The organism is Desulfatitalea tepidiphila (genome assembly GCF_001293685.1).
Taxonomy (GTDB): domain Bacteria; phylum Desulfobacterota; class Desulfobacteria; order Desulfobacterales; family Desulfosarcinaceae; genus Desulfatitalea; species Desulfatitalea tepidiphila.
This window is the reverse complement of sequence record NZ_BCAG01000006.1, coordinates 474,691-490,725: the sequence shown is the minus strand read 5'-3', so window position 1 is coordinate 490,725 and position 16,035 is coordinate 474,691. Positions and strand designations below refer to the sequence as shown.

General features: G+C 59.8%; 11 protein-coding genes and 1 pseudogene. 5 read left to right on the top strand and 7 right to left on the bottom strand.

Going from position 1 to position 16,035, the window contains the following annotated elements; translation table 11 throughout:
* Window positions 1-5 precede the first annotated feature (5 nt).
* From DFT_RS22115 to DFT_RS22105, 3 genes are all read right to left on the bottom strand, one after another.
* Complete coding sequence (locus tag DFT_RS22115; RefSeq protein WP_054033404.1) at window positions 6-521, bottom strand: Hcp family type VI secretion system effector; 516 nt, start codon at window positions 519-521, stop codon at window positions 6-8.
* A gap of 600 nt (window positions 522-1,121) precedes the next feature.
* Window positions 1,122-3,389: an aminodeoxychorismate synthase component I gene (gene pabB / locus DFT_RS22110; protein ID WP_054033402.1), complete on the bottom strand. Its 2,268-nt coding sequence runs from the start codon at window positions 3,387-3,389 to the stop codon at window positions 1,122-1,124.
* A complete protein-coding gene (locus DFT_RS22105) occupies window positions 3,367-3,978 on the bottom strand; it encodes an anthranilate synthase component II (RefSeq protein WP_076750831.1) in 612 nt (203 codons plus the stop codon). The genes pabB and DFT_RS22105 overlap by 23 nt, the downstream gene beginning before the upstream one ends.
* A 485-nt stretch (window positions 3,979-4,463) precedes the next feature.
* Between DFT_RS22105 and DFT_RS22100 the strand changes: the two are divergent.
* A pseudogene (locus tag DFT_RS22100) lies at window positions 4,464-5,747 on the top strand (TIGR04283 family arsenosugar biosynthesis glycosyltransferase); the annotation flags it as partial.
* Window positions 5,748-5,751: 4 nt separating this feature from the next.
* Here DFT_RS22100 and DFT_RS26870 read toward each other — a convergent pair.
* Together DFT_RS26870 and DFT_RS22090 are read right to left on the bottom strand one after the other, a co-directional pair.
* Window positions 5,752-6,510, bottom strand: a complete 759-nt coding sequence (locus DFT_RS26870; protein WP_076750830.1) for an HAD family hydrolase — start codon at window positions 6,508-6,510, stop codon at window positions 5,752-5,754.
* Window positions 6,511-6,552: 42 nt separating this feature from the next.
* On the bottom strand, window positions 6,553-6,804 hold the full coding sequence (locus DFT_RS22090; protein ID WP_054033397.1) for a GlsB/YeaQ/YmgE family stress response membrane protein: 252 nt from the start codon (window positions 6,802-6,804) through the stop codon (window positions 6,553-6,555).
* Window positions 6,805-7,104: 300 nt separating this feature from the next.
* Between DFT_RS22090 and DFT_RS22080 the strand changes: the two genes are divergently transcribed.
* Window positions 7,105-9,345, top strand: coding sequence for a hybrid sensor histidine kinase/response regulator (locus tag DFT_RS22080; protein WP_076750829.1), 2,241 nt, complete (start codon window positions 7,105-7,107; stop codon window positions 9,343-9,345).
* Window positions 9,346-9,460: 115 nt separating this feature from the next.
* Here DFT_RS22080 and acd read toward each other — a convergent pair whose 3' ends face one another.
* Entirely contained in the window at window positions 9,461-10,624 is a 1,164-nt protein-coding gene (gene acd / locus DFT_RS22075) for a glutaryl-CoA dehydrogenase Acd (protein ID WP_054033392.1), read from the bottom strand.
* Between the two features lie 69 nt (window positions 10,625-10,693).
* The gene (locus DFT_RS22070; RefSeq protein WP_054033391.1) at window positions 10,694-11,935 is read right to left on the bottom strand and encodes a thiolase family protein; all 1,242 of its coding nucleotides are present in this window, start codon (window positions 11,933-11,935) and stop codon (window positions 10,694-10,696) included.
* A gap of 731 nt (window positions 11,936-12,666) precedes the next feature.
* On the opposite strand from DFT_RS22070, the gene DFT_RS22065 reads away from it, so the two are divergent.
* From DFT_RS22065 to DFT_RS22055, 3 genes are all read left to right on the top strand, one after another.
* On the top strand, window positions 12,667-13,731 hold the full coding sequence (locus DFT_RS22065) for a branched-chain amino acid aminotransferase (RefSeq protein WP_054033390.1): 1,065 nt from the start codon (window positions 12,667-12,669) through the stop codon (window positions 13,729-13,731).
* Between the two features lie 76 nt (window positions 13,732-13,807).
* A complete protein-coding gene (gene galU, locus DFT_RS22060; RefSeq protein WP_054033389.1) occupies window positions 13,808-14,683 on the top strand; it encodes a UTP--glucose-1-phosphate uridylyltransferase GalU in 876 nt (291 codons plus the stop codon).
* A 40-nt stretch (window positions 14,684-14,723) separates the two neighbouring features.
* Window positions 14,724-16,007, top strand: coding sequence for a glycosyltransferase family 4 protein (locus DFT_RS22055; protein WP_200907127.1), 1,284 nt, complete (start codon window positions 14,724-14,726; stop codon window positions 16,005-16,007).
* The last annotated feature ends 28 nt before the right edge of the window (window positions 16,008-16,035 follow it).

Sequence of the window (16,035 nt, the reverse complement as noted above, 5' to 3'; positions counted from 1 at the left end):
CGTGCTTACTCTTTGGGTGACCGCCAGTCGTCCGAGCCCGAGGTTCCGGCCGCTTCATGGGTCCAGGTGATGCTTCGGTAGGTGAAGGAGACTTCTTCCAGATGGGTGAAGTGGACCATTCCCGGGTCCTGGCAATTGGGCATGTGCGCTGTGATGTCGGTGATGATCGCGTCTTCGAGCTCGATGGTGAAGTAGTGCTCCTGAGTGCCGGACGGATCTGTCCGGAACCATTTGAGCGTGCAGGTGTTGAGCTTTTCGCCCGAGCAGAGTGCCGTGTAGAGCATGGGCGAAGATTTGTCGAACACCTTGGTGACGACCAGGGGTCGGTGCACGCGTTGGCCGGTAGGCTGCCCGCTCTGCGGATCGGTCGGTACGGTCACCTCGTGTTTGAATCCCTGGATCAGGATTTCGTCTTCGTGGCCCTCCTGGTAGACGTTTCCCACACTGGTGATGGTAAAAGCGCCTTCGGTGATGTGGCCCTGGCTGGCGCCTTGGATGGTCAGGTAAGCTGGGGTCGGCATGGGGATTCCTCCTTTTCTTTTTCTTCTTTACTTGGGTTGGGGCATCCTTCGCAAAAGGATCAGCCCGGATAACATTGGGATGAACCATCGATTTCCGTCAGAATGCGTTCGCACGCCGGAAGAACATACGCGCCGCGGTCGAGTCGCCGCCGTGACGCAAAAAAAGACAACGCAACACAGAGTGGGAGATCCTCACGTTTCAGAAATGGTCGATTGGCGTGTGTGACAGCCTGTTCATCTCGCCGCGCGGTCCCATGAGAGATGGGCGGAGGTTCCGAGACATGCTTCAGATATGAGAGCGATCGGACCGATCGGGTCTTAAAGCCAGACGGGCTTTCGGACATACCTGCGCGGCAGGGCAAGACGCGATTATCGCTATCGCGGGGCTCAAGGGCGTTAATGGTTGCGATGATGGGATACCCGCTGAGCCGCTTTTCGTCATGTCGACGTTCGCGGATGACTTAGGAAAAATAGAACGGGCTGTCAACCCAAAATTTCGCGTGGCTGGATCTTGTGCTTTTTTGGGCGATTCAGAGCAATGACCGGAGACGGGGTCATCAAATTGTAGGGCTCGAATGTTTCCTTGCACCGAAGGCGCATTCAGTCTGCGTTCCAATGGGGAAGAATCGCGTCGTTGACTCGTCGCCAGAGATCTCCGCCTTCGGGGCGGACCTTGTTATCGACGCCGATGACCGGCACGGTCCCCATCAGGGCATTGGCGGCGAGTACCTGGTCGGCCTGAAGCAGCATTTCGGGCCGGACGATGGTTTCGTGGATACGATATCCCCACTGAGCCAGCAGCCGGCAGGCGGCTTCGGCCATCACGCCTGGCAGGACGGTCGGCGATGCGGGGCGGATCACTTCGGCGCTGTTTACGATCAGAAGATTGGCGGTGTGTGTCTCCGAAACGCTTCCGTCCGGATTGAGCACCAGTGCTTCGTCGTATCCGTTCTCCCTGGCCCATTGACCGCCTTTCAGGTAGTAAAGATAGTTGAGGGTCTTGTGGCCGGCCAGGGGGCTCTGGCGTGGGTGGGGGAAGGTGCCTAGTCTGATGCCGGGTGTGTTCAGCGTCTTCAGCCGGTGGCTGTAGGGTCGCGCGGTCACGAACAGGGCATGGTCCCAGGGCGCTCGATCGCGGCTGCCGCGGGTGGCCAGAATTTTAACGGCGGCGCAGCGTCGGGACAGGTCATTGGCGGCGACCACCTGGGCAATGACGTCGGCCCATGTCAGGTCGGGCGGGTCGTCGGGCATCAGGGCGCGCCAACTGCGGTCGAAGCGGGCCACGTGGCCGTCGAGCAGTGGGACGGCGCCGCGATCCACCCGTATGGTTTCGAAGAGGCCGAAGCCATAGAGCAGGCCCTGGTCGGCGATGGAGACGCGGGTATCCGCCGCACGCATCAGTCGACCGTTGTGCCACACGATGGTCTCGGGCGCCGGCAGCGTGCATTCGTTCTGGCACGCGGCCATAAGGGTTCGGCCCTTGTGAAGGGTCTCTTCGTATTCGGCCTGGGGGTCGGAGTCGAAGACGATGCCGCCGCCCACGGAGAAGCAGAGCGATCCGCCGGTGATCGTTGCCGTGCGGATGGCGATGGACAGATCCATGGTGTCGTGGAAGCTGATATAGCCGATACTGCCGCAATAGACATGTCGCCGGCAGGGCTCCAGTTCGTCGATGATCTCCATGGCGCGAACCTTGGGGCAGCCGGTGATCGAACCGCCGGGAAAGGCAGCCCGGATCAGATCCGCGCTGTTCCGGTCTTCATCCAGTTCGCCTTCGATGATCGAGACCAGGTGGTAGACATTGTCGTAGGCCTCCAGGCGTTTGTGATGGGCCACCGTGACGCTGCCGGCCCGGCACACTTTGCCGATGTCGTTGCGCAGTAGGTCGACGATCATCGACAGCTCGGCATCGTCTTTCGGGCTCTCGAGCAGTTCCCGGCGCATGGCCTCGTCCTTTTCGGCCGTGCCGCCGCGCGGGCGCGTCCCTTTGATCGGCCGGGTTTCTACACGGCGGCCGTTTTGCAGCAGGAAGCGTTCGGGCGAGGTGGAGACGATCTGGTGGTCGCCGGCTTGGACGAACGCGAAAAAGGGGGCCGGGTTCAGGGTGAAAAGCCGCCGGAAGTAGGCAAAGGCACTGCCCTGAAATGGCACGCTGAATCGCTGGGAGAGGTTGACCTGGTAGACATCGCCGGCACCGATATAGTCGATGATCCGCTGCACCGCAGTGCGGTACCCGTCGGCCGTGAAATTGGCGGAGGGGCCTTGAGCTCCGATGGTAAAGGCTTCGCTCTCCACCGGGAATGTGTTCACGGCGTCATGGAATCGGGACACGATGCGAACCGCATCGGTTTCGGGTTCCCGGCGCAACGGGACCATCAGCCGGGTCGATTCGGTTTTTCGATCATGCACCACGACGAGGGACGGCGCCGTTAACAGCATGTGCGGCAGTCGCAGGTCGTCCACGCTGGTTTTGGGCAGCCGTTCGATGTCGTCCTTGAGATCGTAGGCCAGGTAGCCCATCAGCCCGGCGGCCAGAGGGCCGGGCCAATCGCCCTCGGGCAGCCGCACCGTGTCGACGATCTGGCGAAGCAGATCGCTGGCCGAACCGGAGAGTTCAAAGGAGCGATCGTCGAGGCTGAGGGCCATGCGGTTTTTGCGGCTTCGCAGCGTCATCCAGGGATCGATACCCAGAAGATGGTGGCGGGCACTGTCCTGCTCGCCGCCGCTGAGCAACACGACCGTACCGGGCAGATGGGCGAAGCGTGCGGCCAGATCGATGAACGGCATTTTCAGCGGGTAAGGCTGCACGTGCACGCCGGTCAGGGTGGCCGGAGGGATCGGCGGTTTAGTGGGCGATGCGTTGGTCATGGGGATTTTCCATGGGTCCGAGTTTGAGAAAGTTTTCCACCAGGGTGAAGCCGTGTTCGGTGAGAAAACTTTCCGGGTGGAATTGCACGCCGCACAGTGGGTATCGCTGGTGGCACATCCCCATGATGGTGTAATCGTCGCTGCGGGCGGAGATAACCAGTTCTTTCTCCAGCGCCGCGGGAGCCGGCGATACGGCCAGGCTGTGATAGCGGGCCGCGCGAAAGGGATTGGGCAAACCGGCGAAGATTCCTTTGCCGAAGTGGGTGACCGGGCTGGTCTTGCCGTGCATGGGGTGGCGGGCCGGAACGGTGCGGCCGCCGAACACTTCGTTGAGGCACTGCATTCCCAGGCAGACCCCCAGAATGGGAACACGTTGGTACCAGTGCCGGATCAGGTCCATGGAGATGCCGGCGCTGGCCGGATCCTTGGGTCCGGGGCTGATCAGTATATAATCGGGCCCGAGGGCTTCGGAACGGTCCAGATCGATGGCGTCGCTGCGATAGACCTCCACCGTCAACGGGTACTGGCGAAACATCTGCACCAGGTTGTAGGTGAACGAATCGTAGTTGTCGATAACCAGCAGCTTCACGGTTTATTACCCCAAAGAAAACAGCCACCCGACATGAGTCTGGGTGGCTGAGCCTATGGCATAACTCATCTTGGAATCAAGCCTTGGATGGCTTGATTGAATCCATCGCGATGATTGATAGGGGAAAACGTGCGGTCCGTCAAGCGGAATTGCGGGCCGTCAGCGATTCCAACGGAATGCGATTCATTAAATCCGGCCCGGGTGGAACAGGTGGCCGATGCCACACGCCAAGCGGTCAAGAGCCAGTAAAATGCACGGCGGGCGGCCCAGAAACTCGCTGCGCTCAAACAGTCTGGGCCGCTTGTCCGCCGTATGCATTTAACTGGCTCTAAGACCGCAGGCTCACGTGGCCCTGGCCACCTGCCCCACCCGGGCCTGCCATCTCCATTGTGATGCGGGTGTAAACTTCAAAATATTATTGAAAAGCACGTCCTTCAGGGTGAATCACATTCAGGCAAAATTGCTGGCAAGCCGGACAATGGACTATGGCCTGCACCCATGATAGAAATTGCATATCCTGCTTGGAAAGGAAACGCCGCCCGTCGATGACGCCGCCATTCGCCCAACGCCGACTCATCCTGTTCGGCCGCTATCCGCGCCCGGGAGAGACCAAAACCCGGTTGATACCGTTGCTCGGGCCTTTGGGGGCGGCCGAGCTTCAGCGCGAACTGACCGAGCGAACCCTGGCGACGATGACGCGTGCCGGTCTGGCGCCGGTGGCGTTTGCCTATACCGGCGGTACGCCGGCGCAGATGGGGCGTTGGCTGGCCGGCCGGCGGGTCGGCCTTTATCCCCAGGAGGAGGGGAATCTGGGCCAACGCATGCAAAGCGCCCTTGAAAACGCACTGGCGACGGGCGCACGCCAGGCGGTGCTGGTGGGAACCGATGTTCCCGGCCTGTCCGCATCCCACCTGGCGCAGGCTTTCGCGGCCCTGGACTCCCACGACCTGGTGTTCGGGCCGAGCCGGGACGGCGGTTACTGGCTGGTGGGAACTCGGCGGCCGGCGGGGGTGTTCGACGGCATCGCGTGGGGGACCGGCCGGGTGCTCGACCAGAGCCTGGATCTGGCCAGGCGGCAAGGCCTGTCGGCGGCCCTGCTGCCGCCCCTCGACGACATGGACACGCCCGAGGATCTGCGCGCCTGGCGGCCGGCTTATGATTGGCGCCGGCCCTACCTGAGTGTCGTCATTCCGGCTCTGAACGAGGCGCCGCGCATCGCCGCAGCCGTGGAACAGACCTTGCGGCCGGGCGTCGAAACCCTCGTGGTCGACGGCGGCAGCCGCGACCAGACACCGCTGCTGGCGCGCCGCGCCGGCGCCGAGGTCCTGGTCACGTCGCCCGGTCGGGCTGTGCAGCAGAACATCGGCGCCGCAAAGGCCCGGGGGCGGGCCCTGCTCTTTCTGCATGCCGATACCCGCCTGTCCGCTGATTTCGATCTGCAGCTGTTCGAGGTGCTCATGGATCCGCGCGTGGCCATGGGCGCCTTCCAGTTCAAGACCGATCTGCAGGGGCGGACCATGCGCTGGATCGAGGCTGCCGCACGCCTGCGGGTGCGGTGGCTCAGGCTGCCTTACGGCGACCAGGCCCTGTTCATGCGTCGAGCAGGTTTTTGGCGGGCGGGCGGTTTCCCCGAGGTGCCCATTGCGGAAGACCTTTTCCTGGCCCGAAACATGGCCGGGCTGGGCCGCATCGTGCTGGCCCCCGGTGCGGCTATCACCTCGGGCCGGCGCTGGCGCCGGCTGGGCATAGTGCGCACCACCCTGATCAACTACCTCATCGCCGCCGGCTGCCTGGCCGGGGTCGATCCCAATAGACTGGCGCCCCTTTACCGGTTGGGCCCGCCCTGTCCGCGGCGCTGCTCGAAGGGAATGACAGCGATTTGGAATCGGACTTTCCATTGAAGGCGGTTGGGATTTCCCGCGGACTTCCGAAACAGGCGCGTGCACCCGAGGCTTCCAACTCGTCCCTGGTGCCGTACCCCCAGAGCACGCCGAAGGCGGGAATCCTGTTTGCCTTTGCCCCGATGATGTCGTGCTCGCGATCCCCGATCATTGCGGTTTCGGACGAATCGATGGATTCAGCATCCAGGATGTGGGCGATCAAACTCGCCTTATCGCCCCGTGCGCCATCGAGTTCGCAGCCGTAGATGCTTTTGAAGTGGCCGCTGAGGCCGAAATGATCGACAATTCGTTCGGCGAAAATCCATGGCTTGGCGGTGGCCACATATAGCGTGTGGCTGAAGCTTGAGAGGGTTTGAAGCATTTCGGGGATGCCGTCGTAGACCCGATTTTCAAACAGGCCGACCGCACCGAACCGCTCCCGATAAGCAGAAACCGCCTCTTCGACCAGTTTATCATCATCCGTGCCGAGCAGCACCGCCAGGCTTTTCCTGAGCGGTGGCCCGATGCACCAGCGCAGCTCGGCAAGCGGGGGGCACGGCCGACCCATGACCGCCAAGGCATGCGCGATGCAGCGGGTAATCCCTTCAAATGGGTCGGTCAGCGTGCCGTCGAGATCGAAAAAGAGATGCATGGCCCACCCTTTGCGTTAACCTCGTCGGATTGCGACGGCAGGTTATTTCTTCTTGATGGCGCGATACACGACCAGCAGCAGAATGGCGCCGCCTGTGGCCAGGACGATGCTGCCGATATTAAAACCGGTGACCGGCCCGAGCCCCAGAGAGGATCCAATGAATCCGCCTACGAAAGCGCCGCCTATGCCAAGCAAAATGGTGATGATGATCCCTCCCGGGTCTTTGCCCGGCATGATGAACTTGGCGAGCACCCCAACGATCAAGCCCATGACAATCCAAGACAGAATTCCCATCGCCGACCTCCCTTTTCAATGCCACCTTCGGTTTAATGCCTTTTTGCAGACGACACCCGGATCGTGCTTGTTCTTTCAATCGCTTTGTACCAATCATTGTCCACTCCGGGCAAGAGACGATTCGGCTTGTTTTTCATAACGATCTTTGCGACAAAAAAGAATGCCGGAATGCCGGTCGATCCCTGATACACATGCCTCTCTTACCGACGTGAAGGAGTCCGCAATGAACCCGGAAGGCTCCCCGCCAATGGACCCAATTCAAGCGTCCGTCCCTACCCCGAACACTGTCATGACCTTCTCATGGATGCGCCCGTGGGGGTTTTTATCTCTACGCCCGAGGGTCGCCTCCTGTACGCCAATCAGCTCCTGGCAAGACTGTATGGCCATGACACGCCCCAGGCCATGCTCCGTTCCGTTACGGACATCGGTGAACAGCTCTATGCCGATTTCAAAGACAGAGATGAATTCCGGCGGCTTTTGCACGCGAACGGGCGAGTGGCCAACCATGAGTGCCGGATGATTCGTCGGAACGGATCCATTTTTTGGGCGTCACTCAACGCCAGTGTGATGCGGGAAGAAGAAGGGGGGGCGGTCCTGTTTCAAGGTTACGTCCTTGATATCACCGACCGCAGGCAGGCCGAGGAAAATTCCCGCCTTTCCGAAGAAAAATTTGCCCAGGTCTTCATGGCCGCGCCGAACGCCATTGCTATCATTCGATTGGACGATGGCATCATCGTCGACGTGAACGCGGCTTTCGAAGAAACTACAGGCTGGAAGCGAAGCGAGATTATGGGCCAGGCTATGGCAGCCAGCGGGTTCGGGGTCGATCCGCAAGAGCGGCGAACCCTGCTGACCGAACTGAAAAAGGGCCGCGATGTGTTGAACCGCGAGTTCAGGTTTCGCTGCAGGAACCTGTCAGATCGCGATGGGCTATATTCGGCCCGTCCGATCCTGATCGATGGCGTGCCGCATTATATTTTCATTCTGCAGGACGTCACCCAGAAAAAGCAAGCCGAAGAGGCCATGTTCCTGACCCAGTTCGCCATGGATCAAGCTCCGGACAGCATCCTCTGGGTGGATGACCAGGGTCACCTGATTTACGCAAACCGCGCGGCCTGCTCATCCATGGGGTTTACCCAGAATGAGCTTTTGCGAATGAAGGTCTTCGATGTGGACCCGGATTTCCCTGCATCGGGTTGGGAACAACACAAAATCAACTTGAAGCGATTGGGTCGGATGACCTTCGAAGGCCGCCACCGGACCAAGGAGGGCCGGCTCTTTCCCGTGGAGGTGACCACCAATTATATTGAATACAAGGGCCGCTTTTTAGGCATCGCCTTTGACCGGGACATCACCGAGCGGAAAAAGGCCGAGGAGGAACGGGACAAATTGCAGCTTTCCCTGTTCCAGGCCCAAAAGATGGAGTCCCTGGGTATCCTGGCCGGGGGTGTGGCTCACGACTTCAACAACCTGCTTCAGATTATGGGGGGCAACATTGAGGTGCTGCTCGCCAAAAGTCACCCCGGTGATCCCGACGGGAGCCGCTTGGCGACCGTGTCCAGATCCATTGAGCGGGCCGGAAGGCTCGTTCAGCAACTGCTTTTGTTCGGCCGCAAGGCCTTGGTGCAGCGCAAGCCTCTGGACCTGAACCGCGAGGTGGACGAAGCCGTCAAGATCTTGGAGCGGACCATCCCCAAGATGATCCTGATCAAACGGCATTTGGCGGGCAACCTCTGGCCGGTGAACGTGGATCCGGTCCAGGTGGAGCAGGTTTTGCTCAACCTGGGCGCCAATGCCGTGGACGCTATGCCCCATGGCGGAAAACTCGTGGTGGAGACCAAGAACATCCTGCTGGACGTCGGTCTTGCCACGGGAATGGGCATGGAAGCCTCGCCTGGCCCTTACGTGCTTTTAACGGTGACGGATACTGGATGCGGCATGACCAGGGAAACTTTGGCCCACGTCTTCGACCCGTTTTTCACCACCAAGGAGGTGGGCAAGGGCACCGGCTTGGGTCTGGCCTCGACTTACGGCATCGTCAAATCCCATGGTGGACACATCCAATGCTACAGCGAACCCGGACAGGGTACGACTTTTAAAATCTATTGGCCGGCATTGGACCAGGAAGAACTTTTGCCTGAATCCCCTCTTGCCCTGGACATGCCCCGGGGCGGGAACGAGACCGTTCTCGTGGTGGACGATGAGCCGGAAATACGGGATTTGACCCGGGAGATTTTGAAATCCTTCGGGTATCGAGTGCTCCTGGCGGAGAATGGGGAACAGGCCCTGGAAATTTTTGACCGGAAAAAGGGAGAAATCCAATTGATCCTCCTCGACTTGAACATGCCCGGCATGGGCGGAACCAAGAGCTTGCAGGAGCTGTTGTCTCGTGATCCCTCGACAAGGGTGCTCATATCCAGCGGCTACACGCAAAACGGCCATGCCCGCGAGGCGTTGGTTTCAGGGGCCAGGGGGTTCATCGGCAAGCCATACCAGATCAAGGATCTGGCGGCCAAGGTGCGTGCGGTCCTGGATGAATAGAGCCGTCGGCTGATCGTCTGAATGCAAGAAGGCCATCGCTCGATATCGGGCGATGGCCTTTGGATTGTTGCGTTCCGGATCGCAGATCGAACAGACCGTTCCGGTGGCAGGTCGGTTACCGGTTGGCTTTGCGGTAGCCGAGCTGATCCTGGGCGATGATGGTCTTGCAGATATTGGCAGAGCCTTCCACCATGACGTAGGTGGGGATGTCCCGGTAGAACCGGGCGATGGGATACTCGGTGGAGTAGCCGTAGGCGCCGAGGATGCGCAGGGCGTAGTTGGCGCACTTCATGGCGGTTTCGCCGGCGAAGTATTTGGCCTGGGCCACTTCCATGCCGTTGCCCAGCTGGCCGGCGTCCTTCTGCAGGGAGGCCCTGTAGACCAGCAGGCGGGCCGCTTCCACGTCGCAGACCATCTGGGCGATCAGGTCCTGGTTCATCTGGAACTTGCCGATCTGCTGGCCGAACTGCACACGCTGGTTGCAGTACTTGGTAGCGATGTCCAGGCAGGCCTGGGCACAGCCCACCGCGCCGGCGGCCGCCGACAGGCGGGTGTTGTTCAGGGAACCGAAGACGATTTTGGCACCGTCGCCGACATTGCCCAACAGGTTCTCCTTGGGCACGCGGGTGCCGTCGAAGAAGATCTCGCCGGTGGGCGAGGAGTAGGAGCCCATCTTGTCCAGGTCGGTGGTTTTGATGCCGTTGAAGTTGCGCAGCTCGACGATGAAGGCCGAGAGCCCTTTGCCTTTTTTGGCCTTGTCGGTGAAGGCGTAGCAGATCACCACGTCGGCCTGGTTGGCATTGGATATCCAGGTCTTGGAGCCGTTGAGGATGAAACAGTCCTCTTTTTCCTCGGCCTCGGTCTCGATGGACATGATGTCCGAGCCGGCATTGGGTTCGGTGATGGCAAAGCCGCCGAGGTAATTGCCTTCGCACAGCTTGCGCACATACTTTTGTTTGGCGGCTTCGGTACCGTATTTATAGATGGGAAATGCGCAGCCCAAAGCCGACAGGTTGTACTGCACGCGCAGCGAGCTGGAAACCCGGGCGATCTCTTCGGTGATGATCGAGGCGGCCAGCCACCCCATGTTTTCTCCGCCATACTCTTCGCCGATGACGGCGCCGAAAAATCCCAGATCGCCCATGGGACGAATCACCTCTTCGATGGGCAGGTAATGTTTGGCATCCCATTCGTCCACGAAGGGGGCGATTTTCTTCTTGGCGAAATCCTGTACGGCCTTGCGCAACATTTCATGTTCTTTGGAAAGTTTGAAATCCATGGTTGACTCCCTTTAAGTTTTTTATTCGAAACCGTATCGCTGAGTGGTGCTGATGCCGGCAATGCCGGACTATTTCCGTTCCAGAATGCCGGCAATGCCCAGGCCGCCACCGCCACAGATGCACTCCATGGCCATGCGGGTGCCGCGCCGCCGCATTTCGTGCAGCAAGGAGACCAGCACGCGGGTGCCGGTGGCGGCGATGGGATGACCCAGGGAGATGCCCGAGCCGTTGACATTGACCTTGCCGTAATCATCCGGGCCCACGCCCATCTCTTTCAGGTCGGCCAATACTTGGGCGGCAAAGGCCTCCTGGATTTCGATCAGTTCCATCTGTTCGATGGTGGCGCCGGTCTTTCTCAGGACCTTGTCTGCGGCCACGGCCACCGTTCGATAAGCGTGGCGCGGGTCGTCGCCGGCCACCACGCAAGCCTTGAAGGTGGCCATGGGTTCGATGCCCAAAGCTTCGGCCTTTTCCCGGCTGGTCACCACCACGGCGGCGGCGCCGTCGTTTTCAGTTGAGGAGTTGCCGGCCGTGCAGACGCCGCCGAGCACGGGCTTCAGCTTGGCCAACTGGGCCAGGGTGGTGTCGCTGCGAGGGTTTTCGTCCTGGGTCACGAGGATCGGGTCACCCTTGCGCTGGGGTACCGGCACCGGGATGATTTCTTCGCTGAATTTGCCGGCGGCGATGGCAGCGCAGGCTTTCTGGTGGCTTTCCAAAGCCCACTGATCGCAGGCTTCCCGGGAGATCTGCTCGACTTCGGCAGCGGTTTCGGCCCAGGCCATCATCGAGGGCAGAACCCCAAAGCGGTATTCGGGTTGGGACATGACCCGTGCGCGCTGGATGCGGTCGTAGAAGCGCAGGCCCCAGATGCTGAGGTCGCCGTGTCCGCGGGGCATGCCACCGGTGCCGCCCACGCCCCATTTGATGTTGCCGGGCAGATAGAACTCGGCGTTGCTCATGCTTTCCACGCCGCCGGCCACCACGATTTCGGCGTCTCCGGACTGGATCAGGGAGGCGGCGAAACGCACCACGTCCAGGCCGGTGCAGCAGCGGCGGTCGAGGGTGACGCCGGTGATGGTGTCCGGCCATCCGGCCGTCAGCAGTCCCATCCGTGCGATGTTGACATATTCACCGTTTTGATAAGCCTGACCGAAGATCACTTCGTCCACATCGGCCGGGTCGACCCCGGCCCTTTCCACCGCGGCATTCATCACCAGGGCGGCCAGGTCGTATGCTTCGATAGTTTTAAGGGCCCCCATGTAACGTCCCACCGGCGTTCGGACGCCGCTGACAATAACCACTTCTTTCATGCGATTTCCTCTTTTGTGCCCATCGACAAACGGCCGATTCGCCTATTTGTAGGCAGGCACCCTTTCTATCCCAGAGATACAGGTACGGAATGGATATCTATCGATCGAGTGTGAACAATCCGCCATTTTGTGCCAAGCAAATTCCCATAACAACATCCTTAAGGTGTGTCAACAATCACCATGGCCTACGGCCGACAGCGGCCAAGTCCCATCAAGTGATGGAATCTCGCCCGGTGACAATTGCCGGCATTGTTCAGGTTTGTCCGGATAGCCGCCAAAAGCATGGTTGCAGGCAGCCGTTCTCACTGAATGTGATTCACCCTGAAGGGCGTGCATCCCAGCAGTTGTTTGATAAAAAGATTCGCGTGGCAACGGTTATGGCAGGCCCGGGTGGGGCAGGTGGCCAGGGCAACGTGAGCCTGCGGTCATAGAGCCAGTTAAATGCAAACGGCGGACAAGCGGCCCAGACTGTTTGACCACGGCGCAGGCCGGGGGAGTTTCTGGACCGCCCGCCGTGCATTTTTACTGGCTCTTGACCGCTTGGCGTGTGGCATCGGCCACCTGGTCCACCCGGGCCGGGTTTAATGAATAGTATTCAGTTAGAATCCCTTAAAGCATGCTTGCAGGCTTGCATGTTGATGGGGTGTGGTGTTATTGTTTTTCAATTCGGCCAGTCCGCACCGTTGCAGCCGGCGATCGATGTACCCATTCCATTGTTTGAGGAGATGTCCATGCAGTTAACCGTTACCCGCAGAGATCAGTTGAAGTCAAAGCCGGACGAAAACAAACTTGGTTTTGGCACGCTTTTCACCGACCACATGTTCAATATGGATTATGCGCCGGATAAGGGTTGGCACAACGCGCGCATCGAACCTTATGCGCCTTTCGTACTGGACCCGGCCACCATGATTTTTCATTACGGCCAGGGCATTTTCGAAGGACTCAAGGCGTATCGCACCGCCGACGGCCATATCCAGATGTTCCGGCCCCAGGCCAACCTCAAGAGGATGAACTATTCGGCCGGCAAACTTTGCATCCCGAAGATCGACGAAGCCTTTGCCCTCGAGGCGCTCAAGGAGCTGCTGCGCGTCGAGCAGGCGTGGGTGCCGTCTGCGCCGGGGACCTCTCTTTATATCCGTCCCACGGTGATCGCCACCGATCCTTATCTCGGCGTGCGTGCATCGCATACCTATCGCTTCTATATCATCCTGTCGCCGGTGGGCGCCTACTATCCGGAAGGGTTCAATCCGGTCAAGATTATGGTAACCCGTGAGCATGTGCGTGCGGTACGCGGCGGCATCGGCGACACCAAGACCATGGCCAACTATGCCGCCAGCCTGCTGGCCGGCGAAAAGGCCCATGAGGCCGGCTATACGCAGGTGTTGTGGTTGGACGGCGTGGAGCAAAAGTATGTAGAAGAGGTGGGATCGATGAACATCCTGTTCGTTATCGACGGCGAGTTGGTCACGCCCATGCTCAACGGCAGCATCTTGCCGGGTGTTACCCGCGATTCGGTCCTGGCGCTGGCCAAGTCCTGGGGGATGCCGGTAAGCGAACGCAGGATCAGCATCGATGAAGTATTCGAGGCCCACACGGCCGGGCGTCTTTCTGAAATTTTCGGTTCGGGCACGGCGGCCGTGGTCTCTCCGGTGGGCGAGCTCAAGTATGAAGATCGTGTGATCACCATCGGCGGTGGAAAGGTCGGTCCCGTCGCCCAACGCCTGTTCGATATCATTTCAGACATCCAATACGGCCGGGCTAAGGACACCTTGGGCTGGATCGAGCCGGTGCTTTAGGCGGCCAGTAGTCCAAGATCCCTTATTCGGGCGACCCTGCCGTACCGGCGGGGCGCCGTTCATAAAGGAGCGATCCATGCAGGTACGCAAGGCTGTTTTCCCCGTCGCAGGTTTGGGCACCCGGTTTCTCCCGGCAACCAAGGCGATGCCCAAGGAGATGTTGCCGGTCGTAGACAAACCGCTGATCCAATATGCGGTGGAAGAGGCACTGAACGCCGGCATCAGCGAAATTATCTTTGTGACCGGGCGCAGCAAGCAGGCCATCGAGGACCATTTCGACCATTTTTGCGAACTGGAACATACCTTGATGGCGCGCAGCAAGGATGCCCTCCTCAAGGAGATCACCCTGCTGGTCCCCGAATCGGGAACCTTTATCTATACCCGTCAAAACGAGCCATTGGGGCTGGGGCACGCCATCTGGTGTGCCCGCAAGATCGTCGGCAACGAACCGTTCGCCGTCTTGCTGGCCGACGACCTGATGAAATCGGAAAAGCCGGTTCTCAAACAGATGATCGAGCGGTTCGAAAGCCTGCAGTCCTCCCTGGTTTGCGTGGAGGAGGTCGACCCGACGGCCACGGCCAGTTACGGCATTCTCGACGCCGATCCACCAAAAGATCGTATTACCCGGGTTCGCGGGCTGGTGGAAAAGCCGGCACCGGCCGAGGCGCCGTCCAATCTGGCCATTATCGGCCGGTATATCCTGACGCCGGAAATCTTCGATATCCTGGAGCGCAAGGAGACCGGCGCCGGCGGCGAGATTCAGATCACCGACGCCATGGCGCGGCTGCTGGCGACGCAGCCGATTTACGGGTACCGCTACGAAGGCGAACGCTTCGATTGCGGCACCAAGGTGGGTTTTCAGATGGCCAATCTCTCGTATGCCCTGGACCGGACCGATCTTCGCGATCGCCTGCTCTCTTTTCTGCGAGGCACCTTGAACGTCTGTGGGTAGGATCGCTCCTTGCGTGCAATGTTCACGCGGTGGGTTGCACATGCACGGCGCTGACATGACCAAGAACATCGGATTCGTCTCCACCCGTTTCGCGGGTACCGACGGGGTGACCCTGGAGGCCAGCAAGTGGGCCCAGGTGCTCGAACAGGCCGGTCACCGCTGTTTCTGGTTGGCCGGGGAGCTGGATCGGGACCCGGAAATCTCCATGCTGGTGCCCGAAGCCTATTTCCGGCACGAGAAGAATCAGTGGATCAATGACCGCGTTTTCGGCCACAAGAGCCGCAAATCCAATGTCACCGATACCATTCATGCGGTCAAGACGCTGATCAAGGTGGCTCTGGGTGAATTCATCGAGCAGTATGCCATCGACATGCTGATCGTTGAAAATGCCCTGACCATTCCTTTGCACATTCCCCTGGGCGTCGCCCTGACCGAATTGATCGCCGAGCGCCAGATTCCCACCATCGCTCACCACCACGATTTTTACTGGGAGCGCACCCGTTTCAGCGTCAATGCGGTGGATGATTTTCTGCGCATGTCGTTTCCGCCCAAGCTCAACAGCATCGCCCACGTGGTGATCAACTCCGCGGCCCAGGAGGAGCTGGCCCTGCGCACCGGCATTTCATCGACCGTGATCCCCAATGTGTTAGATTTTGAAAACAGTACCCCGATCGATCCAGACCATGCCGCCGCATTCAAACAGTCGGTGGGGTTGACGCCGGAAGATAAGATGATCCTCCAACCGACCCGCATCGTCCAGCGCAAAGGCATCGAACACGCCATCGAACTGGTCCGGCGACTCGGCGATCCCAGATACAAACTGGTGATTTCCCACGAAGCGGGAGACGAGGGATTCGAATATGCCGAGTGGCTCAAGGTCTTTGCCCGGGAACACGGCGTGGACCTGCGCCTGGTCAACACGCAGATGAGAGATCCGTTCAATGGTCATGGCCGCCGCGGCAACGCCCCTTATTCGCTCTGGGATATCTATCCGCATGCCGACTTCATTACCTATCCCAGCTTGTACGAAGGCTTCGGAAACGCCTTCCTCGAGGCGATCTATTTTAAAAAGCCCTTGCTGATCAATCGCTATGCCATTTTCGTGCGCGATATAGAACCCAGAGGGTTTGATGTGATCGTCATGGACGGATTCCTGACCGAAAAGAACGTACGCCACGTGCGCGAGACGCTTGAATCCGAAGGGCGGCGTAAACAGATGGTCGAACACAACTATGCCGTGGCCCGGCGCTATTATTCTTACGACGGGTTGCGGCACTGGCTCAATATGCTGATTTACGGCTTTTTCGGGGTGACGGGGGGGTGAAGCCGTCCGGCGCCGCCACTCAGCCGTT

Bases quoted from the DNA above. Each gene is read 5' to 3' on its own strand.
- DFT_RS22080 (WP_076750829.1), top strand. From the start codon at position 7,105: ATGGATGCGCCCGTGGGGGTTTTTATCTCTACGCCCGAGGGTCGCCTC.
- DFT_RS22115 (WP_054033404.1), bottom strand. From the start codon at position 521: ATGCCGACCCCAGCTTACCTGACCATCCAAGGCGCCAGCCAGGGCCAC.
- DFT_RS22065 (WP_054033390.1), top strand. From the start codon at position 12,667: ATGCAGTTAACCGTTACCCGCAGAGATCAGTTGAAGTCAAAGCCGGAC.
- DFT_RS22070 (WP_054033391.1), bottom strand. From the start codon at position 11,935: ATGAAAGAAGTGGTTATTGTCAGCGGCGTCCGAACGCCGGTGGGACGT.
- pabB (WP_054033402.1), bottom strand. From the start codon at position 3,389: ATGACCAACGCATCGCCCACTAAACCGCCGATCCCTCCGGCCACCCTG.
- DFT_RS22055 (WP_200907127.1), top strand. From the start codon at position 14,724: ATGCACGGCGCTGACATGACCAAGAACATCGGATTCGTCTCCACCCGT.
- galU (WP_054033389.1), top strand. From the start codon at position 13,808: ATGCAGGTACGCAAGGCTGTTTTCCCCGTCGCAGGTTTGGGCACCCGG.
- acd (WP_054033392.1), bottom strand. From the start codon at position 10,624: ATGGATTTCAAACTTTCCAAAGAACATGAAATGTTGCGCAAGGCCGTA.
- DFT_RS26870 (WP_076750830.1), bottom strand. From the start codon at position 6,510: ATGCATCTCTTTTTCGATCTCGACGGCACGCTGACCGACCCATTTGAA.
- DFT_RS22090 (WP_054033397.1), bottom strand. From the start codon at position 6,804: ATGGGAATTCTGTCTTGGATTGTCATGGGCTTGATCGTTGGGGTGCTC.